This is a genomic window from Variovorax glucosi, from assembly GCF_051216695.1.
Taxonomy (GTDB): domain Bacteria; phylum Pseudomonadota; class Gammaproteobacteria; order Burkholderiales; family Burkholderiaceae_C; genus Variovorax.
In genome coordinates, this window is the sequence record NZ_JBPJZE010000004.1 from 25,323 (window position 1) to 49,011 (window position 23,689).

General features: G+C 66.8%; 23 protein-coding genes. 13 read left to right on the forward strand and 10 right to left on the reverse strand.

The features are described 5' to 3' along the window. Positions 1–68: 68 nt before the first annotated feature. On the reverse strand, positions 69–1,298 hold the full coding sequence (locus ACSFA3_RS18495) for a fumarylacetoacetate hydrolase family protein (protein WP_435506969.1): 1,230 nt from the start codon (positions 1,296–1,298) through the stop codon (positions 69–71). Positions 1,299–1,498: 200 nt separating this feature from the next. Between ACSFA3_RS18495 and ACSFA3_RS18500 the strand changes: the two genes are divergently transcribed. Continuing rightward, positions 1,499–2,611 (forward strand): ligase-associated DNA damage response exonuclease, encoded by a 1,113-nt coding sequence (locus ACSFA3_RS18500; RefSeq protein WP_435506970.1) that lies wholly within the window; start codon positions 1,499–1,501, stop codon positions 2,609–2,611. Further along, a complete protein-coding gene (locus ACSFA3_RS18505) occupies positions 2,608–4,278 on the forward strand; it encodes an ATP-dependent DNA ligase (protein WP_435506971.1) in 1,671 nt (556 codons plus the stop codon). Before ACSFA3_RS18500 ends, ACSFA3_RS18505 begins: the two co-directional genes overlap by 4 nt. An 11-nt stretch (positions 4,279–4,289) precedes the next feature. Here ACSFA3_RS18505 and ACSFA3_RS18510 read toward each other — a convergent pair whose 3' ends face one another. Then, positions 4,290–4,583 (reverse strand): type II toxin-antitoxin system RelE/ParE family toxin, encoded by a 294-nt coding sequence (locus tag ACSFA3_RS18510; protein ID WP_435506972.1) that lies wholly within the window; start codon positions 4,581–4,583, stop codon positions 4,290–4,292. Continuing rightward, entirely contained in the window at positions 4,580–4,804 is a 225-nt protein-coding gene (locus ACSFA3_RS18515) for an addiction module protein (protein WP_435506973.1), read from the reverse strand. The genes ACSFA3_RS18510 and ACSFA3_RS18515 overlap by 4 nt, the downstream gene beginning before the upstream one ends. Positions 4,805–4,852: 48 nt before the next feature. Between ACSFA3_RS18515 and ACSFA3_RS18520 the strand changes: the two genes are divergently transcribed. The 4 genes from ACSFA3_RS18520 to ACSFA3_RS18535 all read left to right on the forward strand — a co-directional run bounded on the left by ACSFA3_RS18520 (position 4,853) and on the right by ACSFA3_RS18535 (position 11,642). Next, positions 4,853–7,483, forward strand: coding sequence for a ligase-associated DNA damage response DEXH box helicase (locus tag ACSFA3_RS18520; RefSeq protein WP_435506974.1), 2,631 nt, complete (start codon positions 4,853–4,855; stop codon positions 7,481–7,483). A gap of 188 nt (positions 7,484–7,671) precedes the next feature. Next, the gene (locus ACSFA3_RS18525) at positions 7,672–10,002 is read left to right on the forward strand and encodes a TonB-dependent receptor (protein ID WP_435506975.1); all 2,331 of its coding nucleotides are present in this window, start codon (positions 7,672–7,674) and stop codon (positions 10,000–10,002) included. A gap of 28 nt (positions 10,003–10,030) precedes the next feature. Beyond that, positions 10,031–10,717 carry a Fe2+-dependent dioxygenase gene (locus ACSFA3_RS18530; RefSeq protein WP_435506976.1) on the forward strand — a complete coding sequence of 229 codons (687 nt, stop codon included), beginning with the start codon at positions 10,031–10,033 and terminating at the stop codon, positions 10,715–10,717. A 22-nt stretch (positions 10,718–10,739) separates the two neighbouring features. Further along, positions 10,740–11,642 carry an NAD(P)-dependent oxidoreductase gene (locus tag ACSFA3_RS18535; protein ID WP_435506977.1) on the forward strand — a complete coding sequence of 301 codons (903 nt, stop codon included), beginning with the start codon at positions 10,740–10,742 and terminating at the stop codon, positions 11,640–11,642. Between the two features lie 9 nt (positions 11,643–11,651). Here ACSFA3_RS18535 and ACSFA3_RS18540 read toward each other — a convergent pair whose 3' ends face one another. From ACSFA3_RS18540 to ACSFA3_RS18550, 3 genes are read right to left on the reverse strand one after another with little or no spacing between them, the layout of a single operon-like run. Further along, positions 11,652–12,407 carry a BON domain-containing protein gene (locus ACSFA3_RS18540; protein WP_435506978.1) on the reverse strand — a complete coding sequence of 252 codons (756 nt, stop codon included), beginning with the start codon at positions 12,405–12,407 and terminating at the stop codon, positions 11,652–11,654. Further along, positions 12,404–13,003: an SIS domain-containing protein gene (locus tag ACSFA3_RS18545; RefSeq protein WP_435506979.1), complete on the reverse strand. Its 600-nt coding sequence runs from the start codon at positions 13,001–13,003 to the stop codon at positions 12,404–12,406. Before ACSFA3_RS18545 ends, ACSFA3_RS18540 begins: the two co-directional genes overlap by 4 nt. A 21-nt stretch (positions 13,004–13,024) precedes the next feature. Then, the gene (locus tag ACSFA3_RS18550) at positions 13,025–13,429 is read right to left on the reverse strand and encodes a YraN family protein (protein ID WP_435506980.1); all 405 of its coding nucleotides are present in this window, start codon (positions 13,427–13,429) and stop codon (positions 13,025–13,027) included. On the opposite strand from ACSFA3_RS18550, the gene rsmI reads away from it, so the two are divergent. Continuing rightward, positions 13,429–14,367: a 16S rRNA (cytidine(1402)-2'-O)-methyltransferase gene (gene rsmI / locus ACSFA3_RS18555; protein WP_435506981.1), complete on the forward strand. Its 939-nt coding sequence runs from the start codon at positions 13,429–13,431 to the stop codon at positions 14,365–14,367. The genes ACSFA3_RS18550 and rsmI overlap by 1 nt on opposite strands. An 8-nt stretch (positions 14,368–14,375) precedes the next feature. Here rsmI and ACSFA3_RS18560 read toward each other — a convergent pair whose 3' ends face one another. Further along, on the reverse strand, positions 14,376–15,503 hold the full coding sequence (locus ACSFA3_RS18560; protein ID WP_435506982.1) for an SMP-30/gluconolactonase/LRE family protein: 1,128 nt from the start codon (positions 15,501–15,503) through the stop codon (positions 14,376–14,378). Positions 15,504–15,644: 141 nt separating this feature from the next. Between ACSFA3_RS18560 and ACSFA3_RS18565 the strand changes: the two genes are divergently transcribed. Together ACSFA3_RS18565 and ACSFA3_RS18570 are read left to right on the forward strand one after the other, a co-directional pair. Further along, the gene (locus ACSFA3_RS18565; protein ID WP_435506983.1) at positions 15,645–16,340 is read left to right on the forward strand and encodes a nitroreductase; all 696 of its coding nucleotides are present in this window, start codon (positions 15,645–15,647) and stop codon (positions 16,338–16,340) included. Then, the gene (locus ACSFA3_RS18570) at positions 16,337–17,326 is read left to right on the forward strand and encodes a delta(1)-pyrroline-2-carboxylate reductase family protein (protein ID WP_435506984.1); all 990 of its coding nucleotides are present in this window, start codon (positions 16,337–16,339) and stop codon (positions 17,324–17,326) included. Before ACSFA3_RS18565 ends, ACSFA3_RS18570 begins: the two co-directional genes overlap by 4 nt. Here the strand turns inward: ACSFA3_RS18570 and ACSFA3_RS18575 are convergent. Continuing rightward, the gene (locus tag ACSFA3_RS18575; protein WP_435506985.1) at positions 17,298–18,284 is read right to left on the reverse strand and encodes a Bug family tripartite tricarboxylate transporter substrate binding protein; all 987 of its coding nucleotides are present in this window, start codon (positions 18,282–18,284) and stop codon (positions 17,298–17,300) included. The genes ACSFA3_RS18570 and ACSFA3_RS18575 overlap by 29 nt on opposite strands. A 106-nt stretch (positions 18,285–18,390) precedes the next feature. Next, positions 18,391–19,101 carry a transcriptional regulator NanR gene (locus ACSFA3_RS18580; protein WP_435506986.1) on the reverse strand — a complete coding sequence of 237 codons (711 nt, stop codon included), beginning with the start codon at positions 19,099–19,101 and terminating at the stop codon, positions 18,391–18,393. A 232-nt stretch (positions 19,102–19,333) separates the two neighbouring features. Between ACSFA3_RS18580 and ACSFA3_RS18585 the strand changes: the two genes are divergently transcribed. From ACSFA3_RS18585 to oiaK, 3 genes are read left to right on the forward strand one after another with little or no spacing between them, the layout of a single operon-like run. Beyond that, the gene (locus ACSFA3_RS18585; protein ID WP_435506987.1) at positions 19,334–20,167 is read left to right on the forward strand and encodes a phosphogluconate dehydrogenase C-terminal domain-containing protein; all 834 of its coding nucleotides are present in this window, start codon (positions 19,334–19,336) and stop codon (positions 20,165–20,167) included. 23 nt (positions 20,168–20,190) lie between these two features. After that, complete coding sequence (locus ACSFA3_RS18590) at positions 20,191–21,435, forward strand: ribulose-bisphosphate carboxylase large subunit family protein (protein WP_435506988.1); 1,245 nt, start codon at positions 20,191–20,193, stop codon at positions 21,433–21,435. Further along, a complete protein-coding gene (oiaK, locus tag ACSFA3_RS18595) occupies positions 21,432–22,805 on the forward strand; it encodes a 3-oxo-isoapionate kinase OiaK (RefSeq protein WP_435506989.1) in 1,374 nt (457 codons plus the stop codon). Before ACSFA3_RS18590 ends, oiaK begins: the two co-directional genes overlap by 4 nt. 34 nt (positions 22,806–22,839) lie before the next feature. Here the strand turns inward: oiaK and ACSFA3_RS18600 are convergent, their stop codons facing one another. Next, positions 22,840–23,055, reverse strand: coding sequence for a TOBE domain-containing protein (locus ACSFA3_RS18600; RefSeq protein WP_435506990.1), 216 nt, complete (start codon positions 23,053–23,055; stop codon positions 22,840–22,842). A 200-nt stretch (positions 23,056–23,255) separates the two neighbouring features. On the opposite strand from ACSFA3_RS18600, the gene ACSFA3_RS18605 reads away from it, so the two are divergent. Continuing rightward, positions 23,256–23,657, forward strand: a complete 402-nt coding sequence (locus tag ACSFA3_RS18605) for a hypothetical protein (protein WP_435506991.1) — start codon at positions 23,256–23,258, stop codon at positions 23,655–23,657. Positions 23,658–23,689: the final 32 nt, after the last annotated feature.

Sequence of the window (23,689 nt, forward strand, 5' to 3'; positions counted from 1 at the left end):
GAAGCCGGTTCGGGCGCGCGGGCAAGGTTCTTATTGTGGCGCGCTTCGCCAACAAATGTTAAAGATCCTTAAGCCAAGCGGCCTCTCCGTGCCAGGTTGCGCATCAAGGCTTCGATGCCGAATGTCCATGGCGGTATGCGGTCGCTGTGATCGACCCAGTTCACCAGCGCGCCGAGGCGTTCGGACGCAATCGTGACGCGGTCGCCGATGTGGTGGGTGAAGCCGGCGCCGGGCGCATCCCGGTCCTGGATCGGCGCGAACATCGTGCCGCAGAACAACAGGATGCCGTCCGGATACTGGTGATGACCACCCATCGCGTGGCCGACGAGTTCGAGCGGATCGCGGCTGATGCGCGACATCGAGCTCGATCCTTCGAGGGTGAAACCATCCTCGCCCTCGACATGCAGGCTGACAACCGCGTTGCGCACGTCGTCGATGCCGAAATGTTCGTCGAACAGCCGGATGAACGGGCCGATGGCGCAGGAGCCGTTGTTGTCCTTGGCCTTGCCGAGCAGCAGGGCGCTGCGGCCCTCGAAGTCGCGCAGGTTCACGTCGTTGCCGAGCGCCGCGCCGACGATCTCGCCGCTCGGCGAAACCGCCAGCACGATCTCGGGCTCCGGGTTGTTCCAGGTCGATTTCGGATGCAGCCCGACCTGCACGCCGGTGCCGACCGACGCCAGCGGCGCGGCCTTGGTGAAGATTTCCGCATCCGGGCCGATGCCGACTTCGAGGTATTGCGACCACAGCTTCTGCGCGACCAGCACTTCCTTCAGTTGCATCGCGCGCTCGGAGCCGGGCCTGATCGCAGCGAGGTTGTCGCCCACGGCTGCAGTCACTTCGCGCCGCACGGCCTGGGCGCGGGACGCATCGCCGCGCGCCTGCTCCTCGATCACCCGCTCGACCATGCTGTCGACGAAGGTGACGCCGGCTGCCTTCACGACCTGCAGATCGTTGGGCGACAGCAGGCGGGCCCGTGTCTGATCGCCGAGGTTGGCGCAGGTCGAATCCAGCCAGCCGGAAAGCGGGCCGAGCGGTATGCCGTGGCCGGAATCGACGAAGGCGCGAACGCGTGCGGCGACATCGGGCATGGCGAGCAGCGTGGCTGTGGTCGGGGCGAGGGCGCCTATGTCGATCAGCGTGCCGTCGCGCACGGTGACGAGCGTCGGGCCGCCGGCTGCATCGGTGTCCGCGCTGCGTTCGGCGCTGACGGCCAGCCAGGCTCGGCCGACGAGAACGGCCCGGTCGGCGTCGTGGGGCAGCGTCTGCTGTGGATCGAGGGTGCGAGAGCGATCGGTCATCTGAATGTGTGGCAATTGGCAGTGAACACCCGATATTCAACAATCGCAAGGCCGCTGCAAGTCCGGCCAACGGCTGCTATTTGCTCGGTGTAAACCCTGAAAACGCCGATCAACCATGCGTAGTCCCGTGCTCACAGTGGTTTGCGGTGCTGTTTGTGCGCGTGTCGGCCGCGCGCTGGCTACTATCTTTTCACATGCATGTGCCACACACACCCGTCAGTTTTGCTTCACGCGCGGACGATCTGGTCGTTGCGCGACCCGAAGGCCTGTACTGCCCGGCCGGCGATTTCTACATCGATCCGTGGCGACCGGTCGACCGGGCCGTCATCACGCATGCGCACTCCGATCACGCCCGGATCGGCCACGATCACTACCTTGCGCACACCGACAGCGAAGGCACGCTGCGCACGCGTCTTGGCGCCGGCATCACGCTGCAGACGCTGCCGTACGGCGAGGCCATCGTGCACAACGGCGTTCAGATTTCGCTGCATCCGGCCGGCCACGTACTCGGCTCGGCGCAGGTGCGGCTCGAACACGGTGGCCGCGTCTGGGTGGCATCGGGCGACTACAAGACCGAGCCCGATGGCACCTGCGCGCCCTTCGAACCGGTGCCGTGCGACACCTTCATCACCGAATCGACCTTCGGCCTGCCGATCTACCGCTGGCCGACGCAGGCAGCGCTGTTCGAGGACATCAACGGATGGTGGCGACGCAATGCAGACGACGGCCGGACGTCGGTGATGCTCTGCTATTCGTTCGGCAAGGCGCAGCGCGTGCTGCACGGTGTCGAGGCTGACATCGGGCCTATCGTCGTGCACGGAGCGGTCGAGCCGCTGAACGCCGTGTATCGCGCGGCGGGCGTCAGGCTGCCGCCGACATTCCGGGTGAGCGATCCGGAAGTCAACCCGCAGATGCTGAAGCGCGCACTTGTGCTGGCGCCGCCTTCGGCGCAGGGCACGCCGTGGATGAAGCGTTTCGGCAACTACGCGGACGCGTTTGCGAGCGGCTGGATGCAGCTGCGAGGCACGCGGAGGCGGCGCGGCGTCGACCGCGGGTTCGTAATGTCGGACCATGCGGACTGGCCGGGGTTGCAAAAGGCGATTTCGGGGACGGGTGCCGAGCGGGTATTCGTCACGCACGGGAGCATCGCCGTGCTTGTACGGTGGCTGACGGACAACGGGCTGGAGGCGCAGGGGTTCAAGACGGAGTACGGGGATGAGGATGTGGCGGACAGGGCGGAGGCTCCTGCTGTGGCCACCGCCGTCGGCCCCCCTCCCAGCCTCCCCCCGGAAGGGGGAGGAGAAATGCAGTGAAAGCTTTCGCCGCCCTCTACCGCGAGCTCGACGCCACCACGTCCAGCCTAGCCAAACAAGCCGCCCTCCAGCGTTATCTCCGCGCCGCCGAGCCACGTGATGCCGCGTGGGCCGTCTATTTCCTGGCTGGCGGCAAACCGCGCCAACTCGTCCCCACCAAGGTCCTGCGCCTGCTTGCCCAGGAAGCAGCCGGTCTGCCCGAATGGCTCTTCGACGAAAGCTACGAAGCCGTCGGCGACCTGGCCGAAACGATCTCCCTGCTGCTCCCGCCGCCGACCGAGCAGCACGACCTCGGCCTCGCCGTCTGGATCGAAGACCACCTGCTCCCGTTGCGTAAAACCCCGCCCGAAACGCTCGCCGACACGTTGCGCACGCAGTGGCGGCAGCTTGCGCCCGACGAGCGGCTGGTCTACTTCAAGCTCATGACCGGCAGCTTTCGCGTCGGCGTCTCGCGGCTGCAGGTCACGCAGGCGCTGGCGGCGGTCGGCGGCGTCGATCCAAAACGCGTGGCGCAACGGCTCATGGGCTACACGCACATCAGCGGCAAGCCGTCGGCCGACGATTACGGCGGCCTGATCGCGCCGGAGAGCGACGGCGAACTCGATTTCAAGACCAGCGGCCAGCCCTATCCGTTCTTTCTTGCGCATCCTTTCAACGTGCCGGTCGAGCAGTTTGATGCGCTGCTGGGACCGCCGTCGGACTGGATCATCGAGTGGAAGTGGGACGGCATCCGCGCGCAGATCGTCAAGCGCGCGGGTACCGTGTCGCTCTGGTCGCGCGGCGAGGAACTGGTGACCGACCGCTTCCCGGAACTTGCAGCGATGGGCGAGGCGCTTCCCGACGGCACGGTCATCGACGGCGAAATCGTCGTCTGGCGCAAGGACGAGGCGCTGCCCGAAAGCATCGGACTGGTGCAGCCCTTCGCCGAACTCCAGCGCCGGATCGGCCGCAAGACACTCGGCCCGAAGCTGCTGCGAGAAATCCCGGTCGTGCTGCTCGGCTACGACCTGCTCGAATGGCAGGGCCGCGATCTGCGCACCATGCCGCAGCAGCAGCGTCGTGCGCTGCTGGACGATCTGGTCGAGCAGGTGCGGCATCCGCAGTTGCTGTCGAGTCCGATGCTGACCGGCGAAAGCTGGCTCGACCTGTCGAAGCAACGCGAGGCCGCGCGGTCGATGGGCGTCGAGGGAATGATGCTGAAGCAGCGCCACGCGCATTACGGCGTCGGTCGCACCAAGGATGTCGGAACCTGGTGGAAATGGAAGATCGATCCGCTGAGCATCGACGCCGTTCTTATATATGCACAGCGTGGTCACGGCCGGCGTGCCAGCCTGTACAGCGACTACACGTTTGCCGTCTGGGAAGGTCCGCCGGGACAGCCGGATCGCAAGCTCGTGCCGTTCGCCAAGGCTTATTCGGGGCTGACGGATGTGGAGATGGGACGGGTCGATGCGGTGATCCGCAAGACGACGATCGAGAGCTTCGGGCCGGTGCGAAGCGTGAAGCCGACGCTGGTGTTCGAACTCGGCTTCGAAGGCATCGCGAAGAGCTCGCGCCACAAGAGCGGGATCGCGGTGCGGTTTCCGCGGATGCTGCGGTGGCGGGAGGACAAGCCGGTGGAGGAGGCGGATACGTTGGAGACGCTGGCTGCGTTGCTGCCGGGATGACTTGTGCTGCTTCAGTTTCGTTGCGATCCAAACGCAGGCGCCAGCCGCTGATGTCGCAGAACCAGAATCCGGATGCCGTCGCCTACAGGTTTGTAGATGATCGAATACGGATAGACGCGCAGGGGAAACGACCGTCGCTCCTCGCTGGTCGGTGTGCCAAAACCTGGATTGGCGTCGAGCAACGCCGCGACGCGTTCGAATTCGTCCAGAAACCGCGATGCGACTTTGGCGCCGGCATTTGTCCGGTAGTAGACAAAGGCAATTTCGATGTCTTGCTCGACCTGTAGATGAAGGGAAGAAGTCACCCCAACTCGGCCCTGAGCCGAGTCAGCACGCCACGCCCGGACACGAGTGTCGACGAGCCGTGGTCGATTTCCGTATCCCTGCGAGCAGCTTCGTCGTCCCAAGCTGCGTCAAGCGCCTTGTCGGCGTCAAGACTGGCGACGACGCGATCCAGCAGCTGCGAGCGGTCTGTTGGCGAGAGACGCAGCACTTCGGCTTCAAGGGTTTCCAAAGGAAGGGGCATGTGTTTTCTCCTTGAGTTGGCGAATCAGCAACGTTGGAGCTTCAGTATATGAAGGATGCGCTCAAAAGCTGGTTTGCTGCCAAGGGCTGGAAACCCTTCAAATTCCAGCGCCAGGTCTGGAAAGCCATCGCCGCAGGCCAGTCCGGCCTGCTCCACGCCACGACCGGCGCCGGCAAGACCTACGCGGTCTGGCTCGGTGCCTTGATGGCGTTCCCGGCCAAGGCGACGATGTCCAGCAACCGGGCAACGGCCAGGAAGATCGCGCCGCCGCTCACCGTCCTCTGGATCACCCCCATGCGCGCGCTGGCAGCCGACACGCTCCGCGCGCTCCAGCAACCGCTCGACTCTCTCGCCCCCGGCTGGTCCGCTGGCGCGCGCAGCGGCGACACCACCTCCGGCGAGCGCAGCGCGCAGAACACGCGCCTGCCGACCGTGCTCGTCACCACGCCCGAGAGCCTGTCCGTCATGCTCGCGCGCGCCGATGCAAGCGAAGTGCTCGGCACGGTCAGGATGGTCGTCGTCGACGAATGGCACGAGCTGCTCGGCAACAAGCGCGGCGTGCAGGTACAGCTTGCATTGGCGCGGCTGCGCAAGTGGAATCCGGCGCTGTGCATCTGGGGCATGTCTGCCACGCTCGGCAATCTGGACGAGGCGATGCACACGTTGCTGGGCCATCGCGACGGGACGATGGTGCAGGGCGAGGTGCCGAAGGAACTGGTGATCGATTCGCTGCTGCCCGGCCGCGCCGAGCGCTTTCCCTGGGCTGGCCATCTGGGCCTGACGATGTTGCCGCAGGTGGTCGCCGAGATCGCATCGAGCCCGACGACGCTGGTCTTCACCAACACGCGCTCGCAGGCCGAGATCTGGTATCACGCGATCCTCGAAGCGAAGCCCGAATGGGCCGGGGTGATCGCGCTGCACCACGGCTCGCTCGACCGCGCCGTGCGCGAGTGGGTCGAGGCGGGGCTCAAGAGCGGCGCGTTGCGGGCGGTGGTCTGCACGTCGAGTCTGGACCTGGGCGTCGATTTCCTGCCGGTCGAGCGCGTGCTGCAGATCGGCTCGCCCAAGGGCGTGGCGCGGTTGCTGCAGCGGGCCGGACGATCGGGCCATGCGCCGGGGCGTCCGTCGCGGATCACGCTGGTGCCGACGCACAGCATCGAGATGGTCGAGGGCGCTGCGGCGCGCGCGGCGATCAAGGCCGGGCACATCGAGGCGCGCTCGACGCCGGAGCAACCGCTCGACGTGCTGGTGCAGCACCTGGTGACGGTCGCGCTCGGCGGCGGCTTCACGCCGGATGCGCTGTACGACGAAGTGCGCACCACGGCCGCCTTCGCCAACCTGTCGCGGGACAGCTGGGACTGGTGCCTGGCTTTCGTGCGGCAGGGCGGGCAGTCGCTGTCGGCGTATCCGGATTTCCAGCGCGCGGTGCCCGATGCCGAGGGCGTCTGGCGCGTGCCGGATGCGCGGCTCGCACGCCGGCACCGCATGAACATCGGCACCATCGTGAGCGATGCGAGCATGTCGGTGCAGTACGTCGGCGGCGCGAAGATCGGCACGGTCGAGGAAAGCTTCGCGGCGCGCATGAAGCCCGGCGACTGCTTCCTGTTCGGCGGTCGTCCGCTCGAACTGGTGCGCATCCGCGAGATGACCGCGTGGGTGCGGCGCGCCAGCGGCAAGCGCCCGGCCATCGCGCGCTGGGGCGGCAGCAAGTTTCCGATGTCGGCGACGCTGGCCGCCGCCTTCGTGCAGCAGCTCGCGCTGGCCGAGGAAGGCCGCTACGACACGCCGGAGCTTCGCTGCGTGCGGCCTCTGCTCGAAATCCAGCAGAAGTGGTCGTCGCTGCCGACGCCGCAGACGCTGCTGGCGGAAGTGCTGAAGACGCGCGAAGGCTGGCATCTGTTCCTGTATCCGTTCGCCGGCCGGCATGTCCATCTCGGCATCGCCAATCTGCTGGCGTGGCGGGTCGCGCAGCATGCGCCGCGCACGTTTTCTATTGCGGTGAACGACTATGGTTTCGAGCTGCTGAGCGCGACCGAGGTCGACTGGCCGACGCTGCTGCCGCAGGTACTGCGTCCCGGCCACGATGCGCAATCGCTCGACGCGATGGCGCACGGCACGCAGGAGGAGGGCGAACGCGTCGCTCTGCTGCACGAGGTGCTCGAAAGCCTCAATGCCAGCGAACTCGCGCGGCGGCGTTTCCGCGAGATCGCGCGCGTGTCGGGTTTGATTTCGCAGGGTTTTCCGGGCGAGAAGCGCAGCAACAAGCAGCTGCAGGCGTCGTCGTCGCTGTTCTGGGAGGTGTTCCGCAAATACGACCCGGAGAACAAGCTGCTGCTGCAGGCCGAGCAGGAACTTCTGGCTCAGGAGCTGGAAATCGGCCGCTTGCGCGCAAGTCTCCAGTACATGAATGCGCAGCGACTGGTGATCAACACCATCGCGCGGCCGACGCCGTTCGGATTTCCGCTGATCGTCGAGCGCTTCCGCGAGCAACTCAGCAACGAGAGCGTGGCCGACCGCATCGCGCGGATGGTCGAGCACCTGGAGAAAGCGGCGGGTGGCGAGGCGCCGGTCGGCGATGTCAGGGCCGGCATGGTTTTCGGCCGGGATCGGGGCGATCTTCCTTCTTCGACCGGCGCATCCAGAACGACTGAGCGACGGAGTGCGAGACGCCGCTCCTGAGAAAATTCTTGCTGCCTGGAAGCTGACCGAAAAGTCAACGATTGATTCCTGTTGCGGCTAGCAAACGTTCGGCTAATTTTTATGTAAAGAAGAACGATTCGTATTTAATCTCACGGCTTTTCCGGGTGCCACCGGAGAGGTCAGCAGGTGGCGCTCGCTTTCATTCGCTGTCCGCTCCGAGAAATTTCATGAACCGCATTCAACGTGCCGCTGGTCGCCGCACAACGCCTCGCAGTACCCGTATCGCTTCCCGCACAGCATCCGGCACCTCGCTTTCTTCACTGTCGTCGCTTTCTCTGGCCTTGCTGAGCCTGCTGCCCGCGACCGGCGCGCTGGCGCAGACGGCGCCTTCCGCGCAGTCCGTTCCGGCGACGACCGGCATCTCGGCACCGGCGACGCTGCGCGAAGTGCAGGTCGACGATGCACAGGACAAGACCGGTTTCGGCGCCAATCCGGTGTCGATCAGCCGCCTGCCGCAGGAACTGCGCGACATTCCGCAGTCGGTCACGGTGATCGATCAGGCGCTGATGCAGTCGCAGGGCGCGACATCGCTGGCGAGCGCCCTGCGCAACGTGCCGGGCCTGACCATCGGCGGCGCCGAGGGCGGGCAGATCGGCACCAACATCTATCTGAACGGCTTCTCGGCCCGCACCGACATCTACCTCGACGGCGTCCGCGACCGTGCGCAGTACTACCGCGACATCTTCGCGCTGGAATCCGTGGAAGTGCTGATGGGCCCGTCGTCGATGCTGTTCGGCCGCGGCTCCACCGGCGGCGTGATCAACCAGGTCAGCAAGCGGCCGACGCTGGTCGCGGCGAGTGAAGTCGGCGTTTCGGCCAGCAGCACCGGGCTCGTGCGTTCGACACTCGACATCAACCGGCCGCTGTCGGAAACCTCCGCCGTCCGCATTGCCGCGATGGTGCAGGACGGCGATGCCACGACGCGCGACCAGACGAAGCTGCGCGATGCGGGGCTCAATGCCGCGCTTAAGTTCGGCATCGGCACGCCGACGCGCGTCACGCTCACGGCGCTGGCGCAGCACAACCGCGACCAGCCCGACTACGGCGTGCCGCCGCTCAACGGCCGGCCGTCGAATGTCGGCCGCAACACGGCCTACGGGCTCGACAGCGACCGCACCATTTCCGACATCCATGCGTTCGGCGCACTGGTCGAGCACAGGCTGACGCCGACCACGTCGATCCGCAACCAGACGCAATACAACCAGGTGACGACCGACGCGCGCGAAACTGCCGCCCAAGGCATCGGCACCATTGCGGCGAACGGTGCCTACACCGCGTTGTCCACGGGAACCACGGCATTCCCGCTGGCCGCCGCCAGCAACCTGCCGCTGAGCGCGCTGTGGGTGCGCCAGCAGAGCCACGACCGCACGATCCACGACAAATCGCTCTTCAACCTGACCGAACTCAGCACGAAGTTCGAGACCGGCTCGCTCAGGCATTCGCTGATCGCGGGACTGGAACTTGGCCGCGACACCTACGACAACCAGAACTATTACCGCAACGGCACCTGCAACGGTCGCGCGCTCAACGCCGTCGGCGCCACCACCGGCTACGTTGCATGCACGCCGCTGCTCAACCCGTCGGCCAACGCGAACGTCGCGAGCACGCCAGGCAACCGCGCGACCGCCGACGCCAACACCGTCGCCGCCTACGTGAACGACACGCTGGAGATCACGCCCGAATTCAAGCTCGTCGCCGGCGTCCGCCAGGATCATTACCGCGCCAATATCGGCAACTCGCTGCCGACCGCGACGCTGCTCGGTGCGGAGAGCCAGACGGTCAATTTCACCAGCGTTCGCACCGGCGCCCTCTGGCAGCCGACGAAGGAACAGGCGTACTACGTGTCGTACAGCACGTCGTTCAACCCGTCGCTGGAGCAGCTCGTCGCGACCACTGGTGCCTCGCAGCCGCTGCCGCCGCAGGAAAACAAATCCTACGAAGTCGGCGGCAAGTGGGACCTGAGCGGCGGCAACCTGTCGTTCACGGCAGCGGCATTCCAGATCACGCAGGACAACGCCCGCTCGCAGAATGCCGACGGCACCTACGTCGCCACCGGCACGGTGCGCGTGAACGGCGCTCGCGCGGGCGTAGCGGGCCGCATCACCGACCGGCTGCAGATCTTCGGCGCCTACACGCATCTGGACGCGACCATCATCAACGGCATCGCGCCGGGCACGCTCGGCAAGACACCGCTCAACACGCCCAAGGACGCGGCAAGCGTCTGGGCGACCTACGCCATCACGCCGCAATGGGAGATCGGCGGCGGCAGCACGTATGCGGGCAGGCGTTTCGCGAACAACACCAATCTCGTGCAGGTCGGCAGCTATGTCCGCTTCGACGCGCTGCTGGCTTACCACCAGCCGAACTACGACATCCGCCTGAACGTGTTCAACCTGTTCGACCGCCGCTATTACGATGCGCTGATCCCGTCGGACGGTGGCCGCGCGGTGCCCGGTTCGGGCCGCTCGGCGACGGTGTCGCTCAACTACCGCTTCTGACACGACGCAACCTGCCTATGCCCGAATCATGCTGATCTGCATTCCCCGCGTCCTCGACGCCGATGCGCTCGCCGATGTCCGCTCGCGCCTGGACGCGGCCGGCGACGCCTGGGTCGACGGCCGGGTGACCGCCGGCCACCAGGGTGCGCCGGTCAAGCTGAACCAGCAGGTCGACGAGTTCTCGCGGGTCGCGCAGGAATGCCAGTCGGTCATTGCCGGCGCGCTCGAGCGTCATCCGACGTTCATCAGCGCGGCATTGCCCAATCTGCTGTATCCGCCGATGTTCAACCGCTACAGCGAGGGGATGCACTTCGGCCTGCACGTCGACGGCGGCGTGCGCATCGATCCACGCACCGGCCGCAAGCTGCGAACCGATCTTTCCGCGACGCTGTTCCTTTCGGACCCCGCCAGCTACGACGGCGGCGAACTGCAGATGGAAGACACGCTCGGCATGCAGACCGTGAAGCTGGCTGCCGGCGACATGGTGCTGTATCCCGCGACCAGCGTGCACCGCGTGACGCCGATCACGCGCGGCGTGCGGGTGGCGTGTTTCTTCTGGGTGCAGAGCCTCGTGCGCGATGCCGGCGACCGCGCGCTGCTGTTTGACATGGACAACGCCATCCAGCGCCTGAACCAGAGCGGCGCCGACGAGACCGCGCGCCGCACCCTGACGGGCACGTATCACAACCTGCTGCGCAAGTGGAGCGACACCTGAGTTGGCTTTAAGCTGTCGTCCCATGACCAGCACCAACCCCAAGACATACGATTCCGTCCCGTCCCGCAAAGTGGCCTTTCTCGGCCTCGGCGTGATGGGTTTCCCCATGGCGGGCCATTTGGCCAAGGCCGGCCACAGCGTGACGGTCTACAACCGCTCGCCGGCAAAAGCGACGGCATGGGCGGCCGAATTCGGCGGCAAGAGCGCCGCCACGCCACGTGAGGCGGCAGCCGGCGCCGAGATCGTTTTCTGCTGCGTCGGCAACGACGACGACCTGCGCTCGGTGGTGCTCGGCGATGACGGTGCGTTTGCCGGCATGGCGAAGGGCACCGTCTTCGTCGACCACACGACCGCTTCGGCAGACGTGGCGCGCGAACTTGCGGCGCTCGCCATCGAACACGGCCTGCAGTTCATCGATGCACCGGTTTCCGGCGGACAGGCCGGCGCGCAGAACGGCGCGCTGACGGTGATGTGCGGCGGCGACGCGGCAACCTTCGACGCCATCAAGCCGGCGGCAACCGCTTTCTCCCGCGCGATCCTGCTGCTGGGCGCCAGCGGATCGGGTCAGCTGGCCAAGATGGTCAACCAGATCTGCATCGCCGGCGTGGTGCAGGGCTTGAGCGAGGCGGTGGCTTTCGGTCAGCGCGCGGGGCTCGACATGGAAGCCGTGCTCGGCGTCATCAGCAAGGGCGCGGCGCAGAGCTGGCAGATGGAAAACCGCGGCAAGACCATGATCGAAGGCAAGTTCGATTTCGGCTTCGCGGTCGACTGGATGCGCAAGGACCTGGGCCTGGTCCTCGGCGAAGCGAACCGAAACGGCGCGCGCCTGCCGATGACCGCGCTGGTCGACCAGTTCTATGCCGACGTGCAGCAGGCCGGCGGCGCCCGCTGGGACACGTCGAGCCTGATCACCCGACTCAAGTAACCAGAAAGATCAGCGGATCGGCGTCGCGACTGCGCCGCCGCTGGACGGCAGCGGTGCCATCGGCGGCAGCGGCACGTTGGAGGTCGAAGACGACGACGATGGCGCCACCGTCTCGGCAGAACCCGACGACTCGGGCGACGGCGTCTGGCGCTGCTGGCTGGCGAGTTCGGCTTCGGTGATCACCTCGACCACGCGCACCACCTTGTTCACGCCCTGAACGCCGCGTGCGATGTCGGTGGCGCGGTCGGTTTCGCGGCGGGTCGCGAGACCCATGATGTAGACCACGTTGCGCTCGGTCACGACCTTGAACGACGTGGCGAAGATGTCCTTGGCATCGAGCAGCGAGGCCTTGACCTTGCCGGTGATGAATGTGTCGCTGGAACGCTGCTGGAACGAGCTGGAGAAGCCGACCGACAGTTCGTTGACGACAGAACGCACGTTGTCCACGCGGCGGACCACCTCTTCGGCGCGTCGCTTGTCGGCCTCGCTGCCGACGCTGCCGGTCAGCAGCACCTGGCGATTGAAGCTGGTGAGGCTCACGTACATCTGGTCGTTGGCGATTTCGCGGATGCGGGCTGCGCCGCGCAGTTCGATGCCTTGGTCGTCGAGCTGTGCACCGGAGGTGCGGCGGTCGGTCGCGACCAGGCCCGCGCCGCCTGCGGCACCGGCCACGACGAGCGGCACGCAGGCCGTGAGTGCGCCGCACAGTGCGGCCACGGCGGTGATCGCCAGCGTGAAACGTCGGATTGAAAGAATCGTTGTCATGTGGAACCTTCCTGTTCGCCAAGTAACTGGGCGTCCACCCCATCGCACAGGCAGTGCAGCGTGAGCAGGTGGACTTCGTGGATGCGAGCGGCGCGTTCGTGCGGCACGTTGACCTGGACATCGGTTTCGCGAAGCGCGCGGCCGGCCGATCCGCCGTTGCCGGCCAGCAGGGCGACGACCGTCATGTCGCGCTCGTGCGCAGCCTCTATCGCGCCGAGCACCGATGCAGCCTGGCCGCTGACGCTCAGCACCAGCAGCACGTCGCCGGCCTGGCCGAGCGCGCGCACCTGGCGGGCGAAGCGGTCGCGGTCGATGGCGTCGGAGCGGTCGGCTGAAGGATCGGTGGGGTCGCCGGGCAGGGCGATGGCGGCGAGTTCGGGTCGTTCGCGTTCGAACCGGCTGACGAACTGGGCCGCGAACTGTGCAGCCAGCAGACCCGAGACGCCCGAGCCGCATGCCAGGATCTTGCCGCCGCTGGTGACGCAGGCCAGCATCGCCTGCATGGCCTGGGATATGGGTTTGCTGAGGGCCGGGCCTGCCTGGTAGTTGAGGTCGGCACTGTCGATGAAGTGCTGCTGAATCCGTTGCTCTAGCATGGGCGGCGATGATAACCGGCACTAACGCACGGCATCGAATGCGCCCTGCAGCCATTCGATGCCGTCTTCGACCAGCACGACGTCGAAACGACACGGCGGCAGCGCCTTCAAGCCCAGCAGGTAATGCCGCGCAGCGAAGACGATGCGGCGCTGCTTGGCGCCCGTGATGCTGCCGCCCGCGCCGCCGTGCGTGCCGGCTGTGCGCTGCCGCACCTCGACGAAGACCAGCGTGTCGTCACGCGGATCGCGCGAGTCGCGCATCACCAGGTCGATCTCGCCGCCGCCGCGGCCCGGGGTTTGATAATTGCGCGTCACCAGCTGCAGGCCTGCCGCCTCCAGATGCGCCAGCGCAGCGTCCTCGGCCGCATCGCCGCGCTGCTTGGTCGTTCTAGATACCGTCGTCTCGTCGTCCCGAAGGAAATCCATTGAATTCACTCGCCCCTGCCACGTTTGGCGCCGCCCTGTCGGCCGCGCGCGATGCCGCGGGTGCGCAGCATTATCCGCAGGCGACGTTGTACGTCGTCGCCACCCCGATCGGCAATCTGGCCGACATCACCTTGCGCGCTCTGCATGTGCTGCAACTGGTCGATGTGGTCGCCTGCGAGGACACGCGCCATACGCAAGGCATGTTGCGCGCCTACGGCATCGACCGGCCGCATGCGCAGTTGCTGGCGCTGCACCAGCACAACGAGGCCGAGGCCGCGCAGTCGGTGGTGGCGCGGCTGTCGCGCGGCGATCGCATCGCCTATGTGAGCGATGCGGGCACACCGGGCGTGAGCGATCCGGGTGCGCGGCTGGTGGCTGCCGTGCGCGAAGCCGGCTATCGGGTGTTGCCGCTGCCCGGCGCCAGCAGCGTGACGACCTTGCTCGGCGCGGCTGGGCTGGTGGCGACGGGCGATGAAAGCAGCGCCTTCGTCTTCGCCGGCTTCCTGCCGACCAAGACCGGCGAGCGCGATACCGCCGTGCAGGCGCTTGCGGGCGAGCCGCGAAGCGTCGTGATGCTGGAAGCGCCGCATCGCATCGAGGCGCTGGCGCGCGCGCTGGCTGTTCTGGGCGAGCGTCGCATAACGGTCGGTCGCGAACTCACGAAGCAGTTCGAGGAGATCGCGACGGTGGCGTCGAGCGAGCTGGCCGAATGGTTTGCCGCAGGACGCGACCGCACGCGGGGCGAGTTTGCGCTGGTGCTGCATCCGGTCGCCGTGAAAGCCGACGATGTCGCCGAAGCCGACCGCGTGTTGCGGCTGTTGCTCGCCGAACTGCCGGTGAAGACCGCGGTGAAGCTGGCTGCGGAGATCAGCGGAGGATCTCGCAATGTGCTCTACGACGCGGCGTTGCGTATTCGCAGCGAAGGCGGCGTCGAGTAGCCGTCTGCTCAGCGCCCGTCGATCCGGAACAGCATCGTCGGCAACGCAGCCGGGCTTGCCGGGTTGAACCAGTTCATGTCCTGAATCCGCGAACTGGTTACATAGACTGCACCGTCCGGGCCTTCGGCCATCGTGTCGGGCCAGCGCAGGCGGGCATCGCGCACCAGCGTGCGCAGCGGCGCGTTCACGTTGTCGCGCACCTTCACCGCATCGTCTTCGGGCGCGGTGACGTACATGCGTCCATCCCGGCCAATCAGCAGGCCATCGGCCACGCCGTTCTCGCCGACGCGTACGACACGGCTCGCGAGCTGCTGCGGCGTCAGTGCCGCATCGACGAGCGCGGCCGTCGGCAGGCTGTAAAGCGTCCTGCCCTTGATCGCCTGCCAGTACAGCGTCGCGCCGTCCGGCGAGAGCGCGATGCCGTCGGCCGAAAACCCGACGCCACGGCCGTCGGTCTGGCGCAGTACCTTGCCGTCCGCCTTCACCTGCACGTCTTTTTCGACCTGCGTGCTGGGATGGCCGTCGAGCACGCGGCGCGAGCGGCCGGTCGTCAGGTCGACGACGACCAGCGCGCCCTTCGCGCCCGAATCGGTGATGTAGGCGAAGCGACCGTCGGGGCTGAAGCGGACATCGTTCAGGTAGCTGCCCTGCGGCGCGATGGTTTCGTCGAAAGTCACGGTCTGCACGGCAGCGTTCGTCGTCATGTCGAACCTGACCATCTTGGCACCCATCGGCACCAGCAGGCTCTGTGCGGGCGCGGCGGGGTCCAGCACCCAGAGGTTGCCCTGGCGGTCGGCAACGACGCTCTGCACGCAGACCCAGTGCTCGCGCGGGTTCAGTTCGTCCTTGCGGGCGTTGCGCCAGGCATTCCAGCGGTCGTCGGGAAAGGCACGGATCGATCCGTCCTTCAGCACTTCGGCCACCGACACCGGCGAGTCTTCCGTCCAGCGCGGGAAGTTGACGAAGATGCGGCCACCCTTGGCGACGGTGACGCCGGTGACCTGATGGTCGAAGCGGGCCACGGTCTGGAGCGTGGCGCTGCCGGAGGCGGGGTAGGTCGGGTTCTGGGCGCAGGCTGCAAGCAGCACCGCAACGCCAATGGCGCCGATCGCTGCGAGGGATCGAGGAAGTCGCATGGGGAGTGTCGAGACAGTTGAAAAGCCAACGAACTTCGCTGCACCGCTCGCGAGGCGCTGTAGGTCTTGATGCGCAGTGCGGGTCGTCGTCGGCGCGACGACCGCACCCACAATGGAGGGACGCCACTTCCGCCAGACGCCATGACCGAATCTTCCGCCGACCGTCCGCCCGATACCGATTTCCATGCGCTTCTCGACACGCGATTCAGCTGCCGGGGCTACCTGCCGGACCCGGTGCCGCGCAGCACCGTCGACGCGATCCTCGCGCTCGCGCAGCGCACGCCGTCCTGGTGCAATTCCCAGCCTTGGCAGATCGCCGTCACGGGCGCGGTGGCCACGAACCGCCTGCGCGATGCGCTGCAGCAACCCGACGCCACCGAAGACACCTCGCACGACATCGCGCCGCCGCAGGCCTACGATGGGCGCTTCCGCGACCGGCGCCGGGAATGCGGTTTCCAGCTCTACGACAGCGTCGGCATCGCGCATGGCGACCGGGCGGCGTCGGCGGCGCAGGCAGCCGAGAACTTCCGCTTCTTCGGCGCGCCGCACTTCGCGCTGGTCACCACCGAAGCCGTGCTCGGCACTTACGGCGTGCTGGATTGCGGCGCCTACGTCAACAACTTCATGCTGGCCGCGCGCAGCTTCGGCGTCGCCAGCATCGCGCAGGGCGCGCTGGCCGCGCGTTCGAAGTTCCTGCGACGATGGTTCGAGCTGCCGCCGGAATGGCTGGTGCTGTGCGGGATTTCGTTCGGCTACGAAGACCCGGGCCATCCGGCCAACGGCTTCCGCACGACACGTGCACCGCTCGCCGAAGTGGCGCGATGGATCGAAGAATGATCGAACTCGACGCCACCGAAACCGATGCCCGCATCGCGCACGACGCCCTCATGCGCGCTCTCGACCGCATGCTTGCACTGCGCACCGACGGTCTCGTGCACTGCCCGACGCGCGGCGTGCTGCCGCTGGCAGCGGGCGGGCGTCTGCTGTCGATGCTGGCCGGCGACGGCACGCATGCGCTGACCAAGACCGTCACCGTGCATCCCGACAACGCGCGCTTCTCGCTGCCGCGCGTGCAGGCCGAAGCGGTGGTGATGCGGTCCGACAACGGCCAGCGCATCGCTTTGCTCGATGGCGATGTGCTGACGCTGCGACGCACTGCTGCGCTGTCGGTGCTGGCGGCGACCAAGCTGGCGCCGTCGACCGCGTTGCGCGCGACGCCCGGGCTGCGCCTGGTCATCATCGGTGCCGGCGTGCAGGCCAGGGCGCATGCGGAAGCCTTCATCGCGCAGGGCGAAGTGGCGTCGATCCGCATTCACGCGCGCAACGAGGCGTCCGCTCTCGGCCTCGCCGAGGAGCTGGCGCCGTCGGCGCAAAACGCCGGCGTCGAGATTTCCTGGGTCGACGACCTCGCCGCGGCACTGGCATCGGCGGACATCGTCGTCACCGCCACCAACAGCATGGAGCCGGTGATGTCCGACGAAGCGGCCGACGCGATAGCGGATGGCACCGTCGTCTGCGCGGTCGGCGCCTTCACCGCGCAGATGAGCGAGCTGCCGCCTTCGCTGGTGCGGCGCTCTTTCGTCGTCGTCGATGCGCTGACCGCCTGCCTCGCCGAGGCCGGCGACCTGATCAAGGCCGGCGTCGACTGGGATGCCGTTCAGGAACTGGCCGTCGACACCGGCGCGCCGGCGGATGCCGATTCGAATCAGCGGCCCATCGTCTTTAAGTCGGTCGGATGTGCGCTGTGGGACCTGGCCGCGGCGAACTGCGTGCTGGAATCGCTACAGCTTTCGGTTACTGAGGAATCAGCCCCGACGCCTTGACCAGTTCCGCGTGCAGCTTGATCTCCTGCGCGATCGTCTGCCTGAACTGCTCCGGCGTGGTCGGCGCCACGTCCATGCCGGCGTCGCGCAACTGCGCTTTCACGTCCTCGCTTTGAAGGATTGCGTGGACCTGGCGGTTGAGCTGGTCGACGATGGGGCGCGGCGTACCGGCCGGTGCCAGCATGCCGATCCAGGTGATCATGGTCATGTTGGCGATGCCGCCTTCGCGCATCGTCGGCACTTCGGCGATCAGCGGCGAGCGCTTGTCGTCCATGATCGCCAGCGCCGCGAGCTTGCCGGACTTGATGTGCGGCAGCGCCTCGGGCAGGGGCGCGAAAAGCAGGTCAACGTTGCCGCCCAGCATGTCGTTGATGGCCAGCGCACCGCCCTTGTAGGGCACGTGCACCATGCGCACCTTCATGCGCGATTCGAACATCAGCCCCGCCAGATGCTGCGGACTGCCGTCGCCCGACGATGCGTAGGTCAGGCCTTCGGGCTTGGCTTTTGCTGCGGCCAGCACGGCGGCGGCGTTCGGGAATTTGTCCTTGTCCTTCACCACCAGCACCATCGACTGGTTCGCGAGCTTGGTGATGGGCGCGAAGTCGGTTTCCGGGTCGTAAGGGAGCGTCTTGAAGATGCTCTTGTTGGTGGTGAGGAAGGACGCGGGAGAGACGGTCAGCATGTAGCCGTCGGCCGGCGCCTTGGTCACCAGCGGCAGGCCGATGCGGCCGGAGGCGCCGGCCTTGTTGTCGATCAGGAAAGGCTGGCCAGTCTGCGTGGCGAGTTTCTGCCCGACCAGGCGGGCGATCATGTCGACGCCGCCGCCGGCGGGCAGGGCGACCATGACCTTGACCGGATGGTCGGGGTATTTGTCGGCGGCGATGGCGAGCGCCGGAACTGCGACCGCCAGGGCGCCGAGGGCTGCTGCGAGACAGGCGTGCCTGCGTTGGATGTTCATTTCGGTGCTCCAGATGGGTGAACGGCTTGCCCTCTTCGGGGGCAGAGACGACCAGGAAGCAATTCCTGCGCCCAATTCCTGTGCCGTCGCTCGTGCCTGCAGTCTTTCAGGCGGGGCGGAGCAGCTGCTGGTACAGCGTGTTGGCGCGCGTCAGATGCGCATGCATCGCCGCTGCGGCCGCATCGGGATCGCGTGAGGCAATGGCATCGACGATGCGCTGGTGCTCGGCCAGCGTCAGTTCCTCGGCACCCGGCGCGCGCACCAGCGACTGGTAATACTCGCCGGCCCAGCCGAAAAGCGCCTCGACGGTTGACGGAAAGATCGGATTCCGGCTGATCGACGCGATCTCGCGGTGAAAGGCCATGTCGAGTTCGATGAACCGGTCCAAGTCGACCATCGACGCGCGGTGCGTGGCGATCGCCAGCTGTAGTCGGGCGATGTCTTCCTCTGTTGCGCGTTCCGCCGCCATGCGCGCCGTCCCCGTTTCCAGGAACACCCGCACCTCCTTGAGATGTTCGAGCGTCCCGGGCTGAGTGCGCAGCATGTGCATGGCGCCACCCGCGAACTGCGAAATCAGCTGCGCTGCCGTCGGTACCACGACCCGCGCACGCTCGCCGTGCGCAATCTCGACGATGCCCGACCGTTCGAGCGACTGAAGCGCCTCGCGTACAGCCGGCCTGCCGACGCCGAATTCCTCCATCAGTTCGCGTTCCGAAGGCAGGTGCGTGTTCGGCGCGATCGCGCCCGATCGGATCCTTTCCATCAACCGGTCCAGGACCTCCTGATAAAGCTTGCGGCGCGGAATGGTCTCGGGCATCAGATCGGCCCGACGAGGGCGGTTTTGAAAGGTTCCGATGACGTTAACACGGTGTCTGAAGGCCCCGATCAGGCCCTGTCGACGCCGCTCACGTTAACCCCGATGACGATAGATCACACCAAATGGTGTACTCATCATACCAGTTGACTCGGCGGCAGAAAGCTGGTGCCGACATCCCATGCCAAGTGAACGGCCCGATCACGCGTCCCATCCAACTCCAAGGAAACTCACCATGAAAGAAAAAAGAATTGCATTGTTCGGCGCCGGCGGAAAGATGGGCGTTCGCCTGTCGAAGAACCTGCTCAAGTCCGACTATCGCGTCAGCCACATCGAGCCCAGCCCGGTGGGCCGCGCGCGCCTGAAGGACGAGCTCGGCGTCGAATGCGTCGACATGGATGCGGCGCTCGACAACGCCGACGTCGTCATCCTCGCGATCCCCGACACGCTGATCGGCAAGGTAGTCCACGAGATCGCGCCCCGCCTCAGGCCCGGCACGATGGTGATGACGCTCGACGCCGCAGCGCCGTTCGCCGGCCATCTGCCCGACCGCGCCGACCTGACCTATTTCGTTGCCCATCCCTGCCATCCGACGATCTTCAACGACGAAACCAAGCCCGAGGCGCGCAAGGATCATTTCGGTGGCGGTGCGGCGAAGCAATCGATCACCAGCGCCCTGATGCAGGGGCCGGCCGAAGCCTTCGATCTGGGCGAGGACATCGCGAAGGTGATCTACGCGCCCATCCTGCGTTCGTACCGGCTGACGGTCGACCAGATGGCGATCCTGGAGCCGGGCCTGTCGGAAACCGTCTGCGCGACGCTGCTCGACGTCATGCGCGAGGCCATGGAAGAAACCGTCAGGCGCGGGGTTCCGGAGCAATGCGCGCGCGATTTCCTGCTCGGCCACATGAACATCCTCGCCGCCGTGATCTTCAAGGAGATTCCGGGCGCGTTCTCCGACGCCTGCAACAAGGCCATCACCTTCGGCAAGCCGCGCCTGATGCGAGACGACTGGCTGAAGGTGTTCGATCGCGCGGAGATTGCCGAGAGCATCCGCCGGATCACCTGAGCACGAAAGCCGAGGACCTATCGATGGGCGAACGAATCCATGCGACCTACTGGCTGGAGACCGGCGATGAGCCGGCGCGCGCGGCCGAGGTAATTGCGGGCGAGCAATCGAGCGGCACCTTCGTCGCGCTGGCGACCGAGACGCCCGAACTCAAGGCCCGCGCCGGTGCGCGGATCGAGCGCCTCGAAGTGCTCGACAGCTCGGCCACGCCGAGCCTGCCCACGCCGAAGGTATCGCCGCGCTACACGCGCTGCCTGCTGGAGCTGTCGTGGCCCATCGAGAATCTCGGCCCCTGCCTGCCGACGCTGATGGCGACCGTGGCGGGCAACCTCTACGAGCTTCGCGCCGTCACCGGGCTCCGGCTGTTGGACCTGCAGCTGCCGCCGTCGTTCGCAACGGCCTACCAGGGGCCGGCTTTCGGTGTCGACGGCACGCGCAGGCTGGCCGGCGTCGCTCGCGGGCCGCTGATCGGCACGATCATCAAACCCAGCGTCGGGCTGTCGGCGGAAGAAACGGCTTTCCAGGTCCGCGAACTGGTGGCCGGCGGCATCGATTTCATCAAGGACGACGAGCTGCAGGCCGACGGTCCGAACTGCCCGTTCGACGAACGCGTGCGCGCGGTGATGCGCGTCGTCAACGATGCGGCCGAGCGGACCGGCAAGAAAGCAATGGTCGCGTTCAACCTCACGGGCGACCTGGACCGGATGCGCCGACGCCACGATCTCGTCGTGGCCGAAGGCGGAACCTGCGTGATGGCGTGCCTCAACGCGATTGGCCTCGTCGGGCTGACCGAGCTGAGGCGCCATTCGCAACTGCCCATCCACGCGCACCGTGCCGGCTGGGGCTACCTCAGCCGGTCGCCGGCGCTGGGATTCGACTTCGCGCCGCTGCAGAAGATCTGGCGGCTCGCCGGTGCCGATCACCTGCACGTCAACGGCCTGCGCAACAAGTTCAGCGAGTCCGACGAGAGCGTGATCGCCGCGGCGCGTTCCGTGCTGGCGCCGGTGATGCCCGGTGCGGCGTTGCCTGCGATGCCGGTCTTCAGCTCGGGCCAGACCGGGCTTCAGGCGTACGACACCTTCGCCGCGCTGGGCTCGGCGGACCTGATCCATACGGCGGGCGGCGGCATCTTCGGCCACCCGGGCGGCGTTTCCGCGGGTGTCGAGGCGCTGCGCGCAGCCTGGGATGCCGCGATGTCGGGCGAATCTCTTGAAGCCCATGCCGAACGCGTGCCGGCCCTGGCGCAGGCGCTCGGATTCTGGCGATGAACGCGCCAGACATCTGGCCGGATGGCCCGTTGCTGACCTACTACGGCGACGATTTCACCGGCTCGACCGATGCGATGGAGGCGATGACGGCGGCCGGTGTGCCGACCGTGCTGTTTCTCGCGACGCCGACGGCCGACATGGTCGCGCGCTTTCCCGAAGCGAGGTGCATCGGCATCGCCGGATCTTCCCGCGGACGCAGCCCGGCCTGGATGGATGCCGAGTTGCCGCAGGTCTTCGCCGCCCTCGCTGCGCTGGGCGCGCCGATCCTGCATTACAAGGTCTGCTCGACCTTCGACTCGTCCCCCGAGACCGGTTCCATCGGCCGTGCGATCGACATCGGCACGCGCGCGATGCCGGGGCGATGGTCGCCGACCCTCGTCGGCGCGCCGCGTCTCGGGCGCTACCAGGTCTTCGGCAACCTGTTCGCGGCGGTCGACGGGGTCGGTTACCGGCTCGACCGGCATCCGACGATGTCGCGGCATCCGGTCACGCCGATGGGCGAATCCGATCTGCGCCTGCACCTGGCTGCACAGACGACGCGCCGTATCGAGCTGATCGATCTGCTGCAGCTGCGCCAGGGCACGGCGGACGGACGCGCCGCTGCAATGGCAGGCGACGATGTGCCCATCGTGCTGATCGACTTGCTCGACGACGAGACGCTTGCTGCGGCCGGCCGGCTGGTCTGGGAGCGCCGTGGCGACGGGCTGTTCAGTGCATCGTCGTCCGGCCTGCAATACGCTCTGGCAGCTCATTGGCGCGAGCTCGGATTGCTGCCGAAAACGCCCTCGTTGCCGGCGCGATCGGCCGTGGATGCGATCGCTGCGGTCAGCGGCAGTTGCTCGCCGGTGACGGCGGCGCAGATCGCATGGGCGCGCGCCAACGGCTTCCATGTCGAACGTATGCATGTCGCGCAGGCCTTGGACCCTGACACGTGCGAAGCGGAAATCGAGCGCGTAGTGGGGATCGCAGCCGGTGCCTTGCGGCGCGGCATCTCTCCTCTGGTCTTCAGCGCGGAGGGGCCGGAAGACGAGGCCGTGAAATGCTTCGACCGGCTGGCCCTTGACGCGCGGCTTTCGCGGCCTGAAGCGGCGCGGCGCATCGGGGCGTCGCTGGCTTTGGTAATGAAGCGGTTGCTCGATCGGGCGTCGCCGCCACGGATCGTGATCGCGGGCGGCGACAGCTCCGGCGAGGTCGCGAGTGCACTCGATATCGACGCGCTCACGGTCAGTGCCGCCTTGTCTCCCGGCGCGCCGCTGTGCCGGGCCTGGTCGACGAATCCGAGCCGCGACGGCCTGGAGATCGTGCTGAAGGGCGGCCAGATCGGGCTTGAGGATTTCTTCGGTCTTGCGCGGGGCGGCGCGGGGACCTGAAGCGGGCTTTCCGCCTTCCGCCGAACGACTTCTTCTACAGCTTCGCGATCGACACCTCCGTCGACTTCACCAGCGCGACCACTTCCGTGCCCACCACCAGGCTCAGGTCGTCGACCGACCTTGTCGTGATCACGGAAGTGACGATGCCCCATGGCGTTTCCACGTCGATCTCCGAGACGACATCCCCGCGGATGATCTCGCGGATCTTGCCTTTGAACTGATTGCGCACGTTGATGGCTTGAATGCTCATGATGGTTTCTTGAATAGGTTGGTGGGAGGGGCGCGCTGGCTCATGGCGGCAACTTGCAAAAATGCATGAGGAGGCGCAGGTTATGCAGACTGCGGTTATTTGCGAACGAAGAAAACTGCAGTTGCTTCATCGTTTTCCGCACGCAGCGTGGCGCATGACAATCGATAGCCGAGAACCGTTACTGACATTCAGACGCACAGATGCCGCTCAATTCCAATTCGCCACTGCCTCCCGACCCGGCAGCCGCCCCCGTTCGTACCCCCCAGAGCGCCGGCAAGGCCCGCCGCCTGCGCACCGAAGCCGACAAGCTGGCCGCGTTCTGCCTCGTCGTGCGTGCAGCGTCGACTGCAGCGGATCAGGCGGCGTTTGCCGAAGTCGGACGCGCCGCATCGAAAGCGCTGCGCGCGAGCTTCGGCGGCGGATCGATCACATCGGCCTTTGCCTGGGTGGCGGGGCGCAGCGGGCAGGAAGCGCTGGACAGCGTCGTCGCCGGCGACGTGTCGCTGACCGGGCCGCTGACGCTGGAGCAGGTCGTCGAAGCGGTTGCACTGGCGCGAGAGGCAGAGCGGCTGCGGGAGAAGAACGAGAGCCCGCAGCGCTGATCCGAGGTCCTGCCGCTGCTTATCGCGGCATG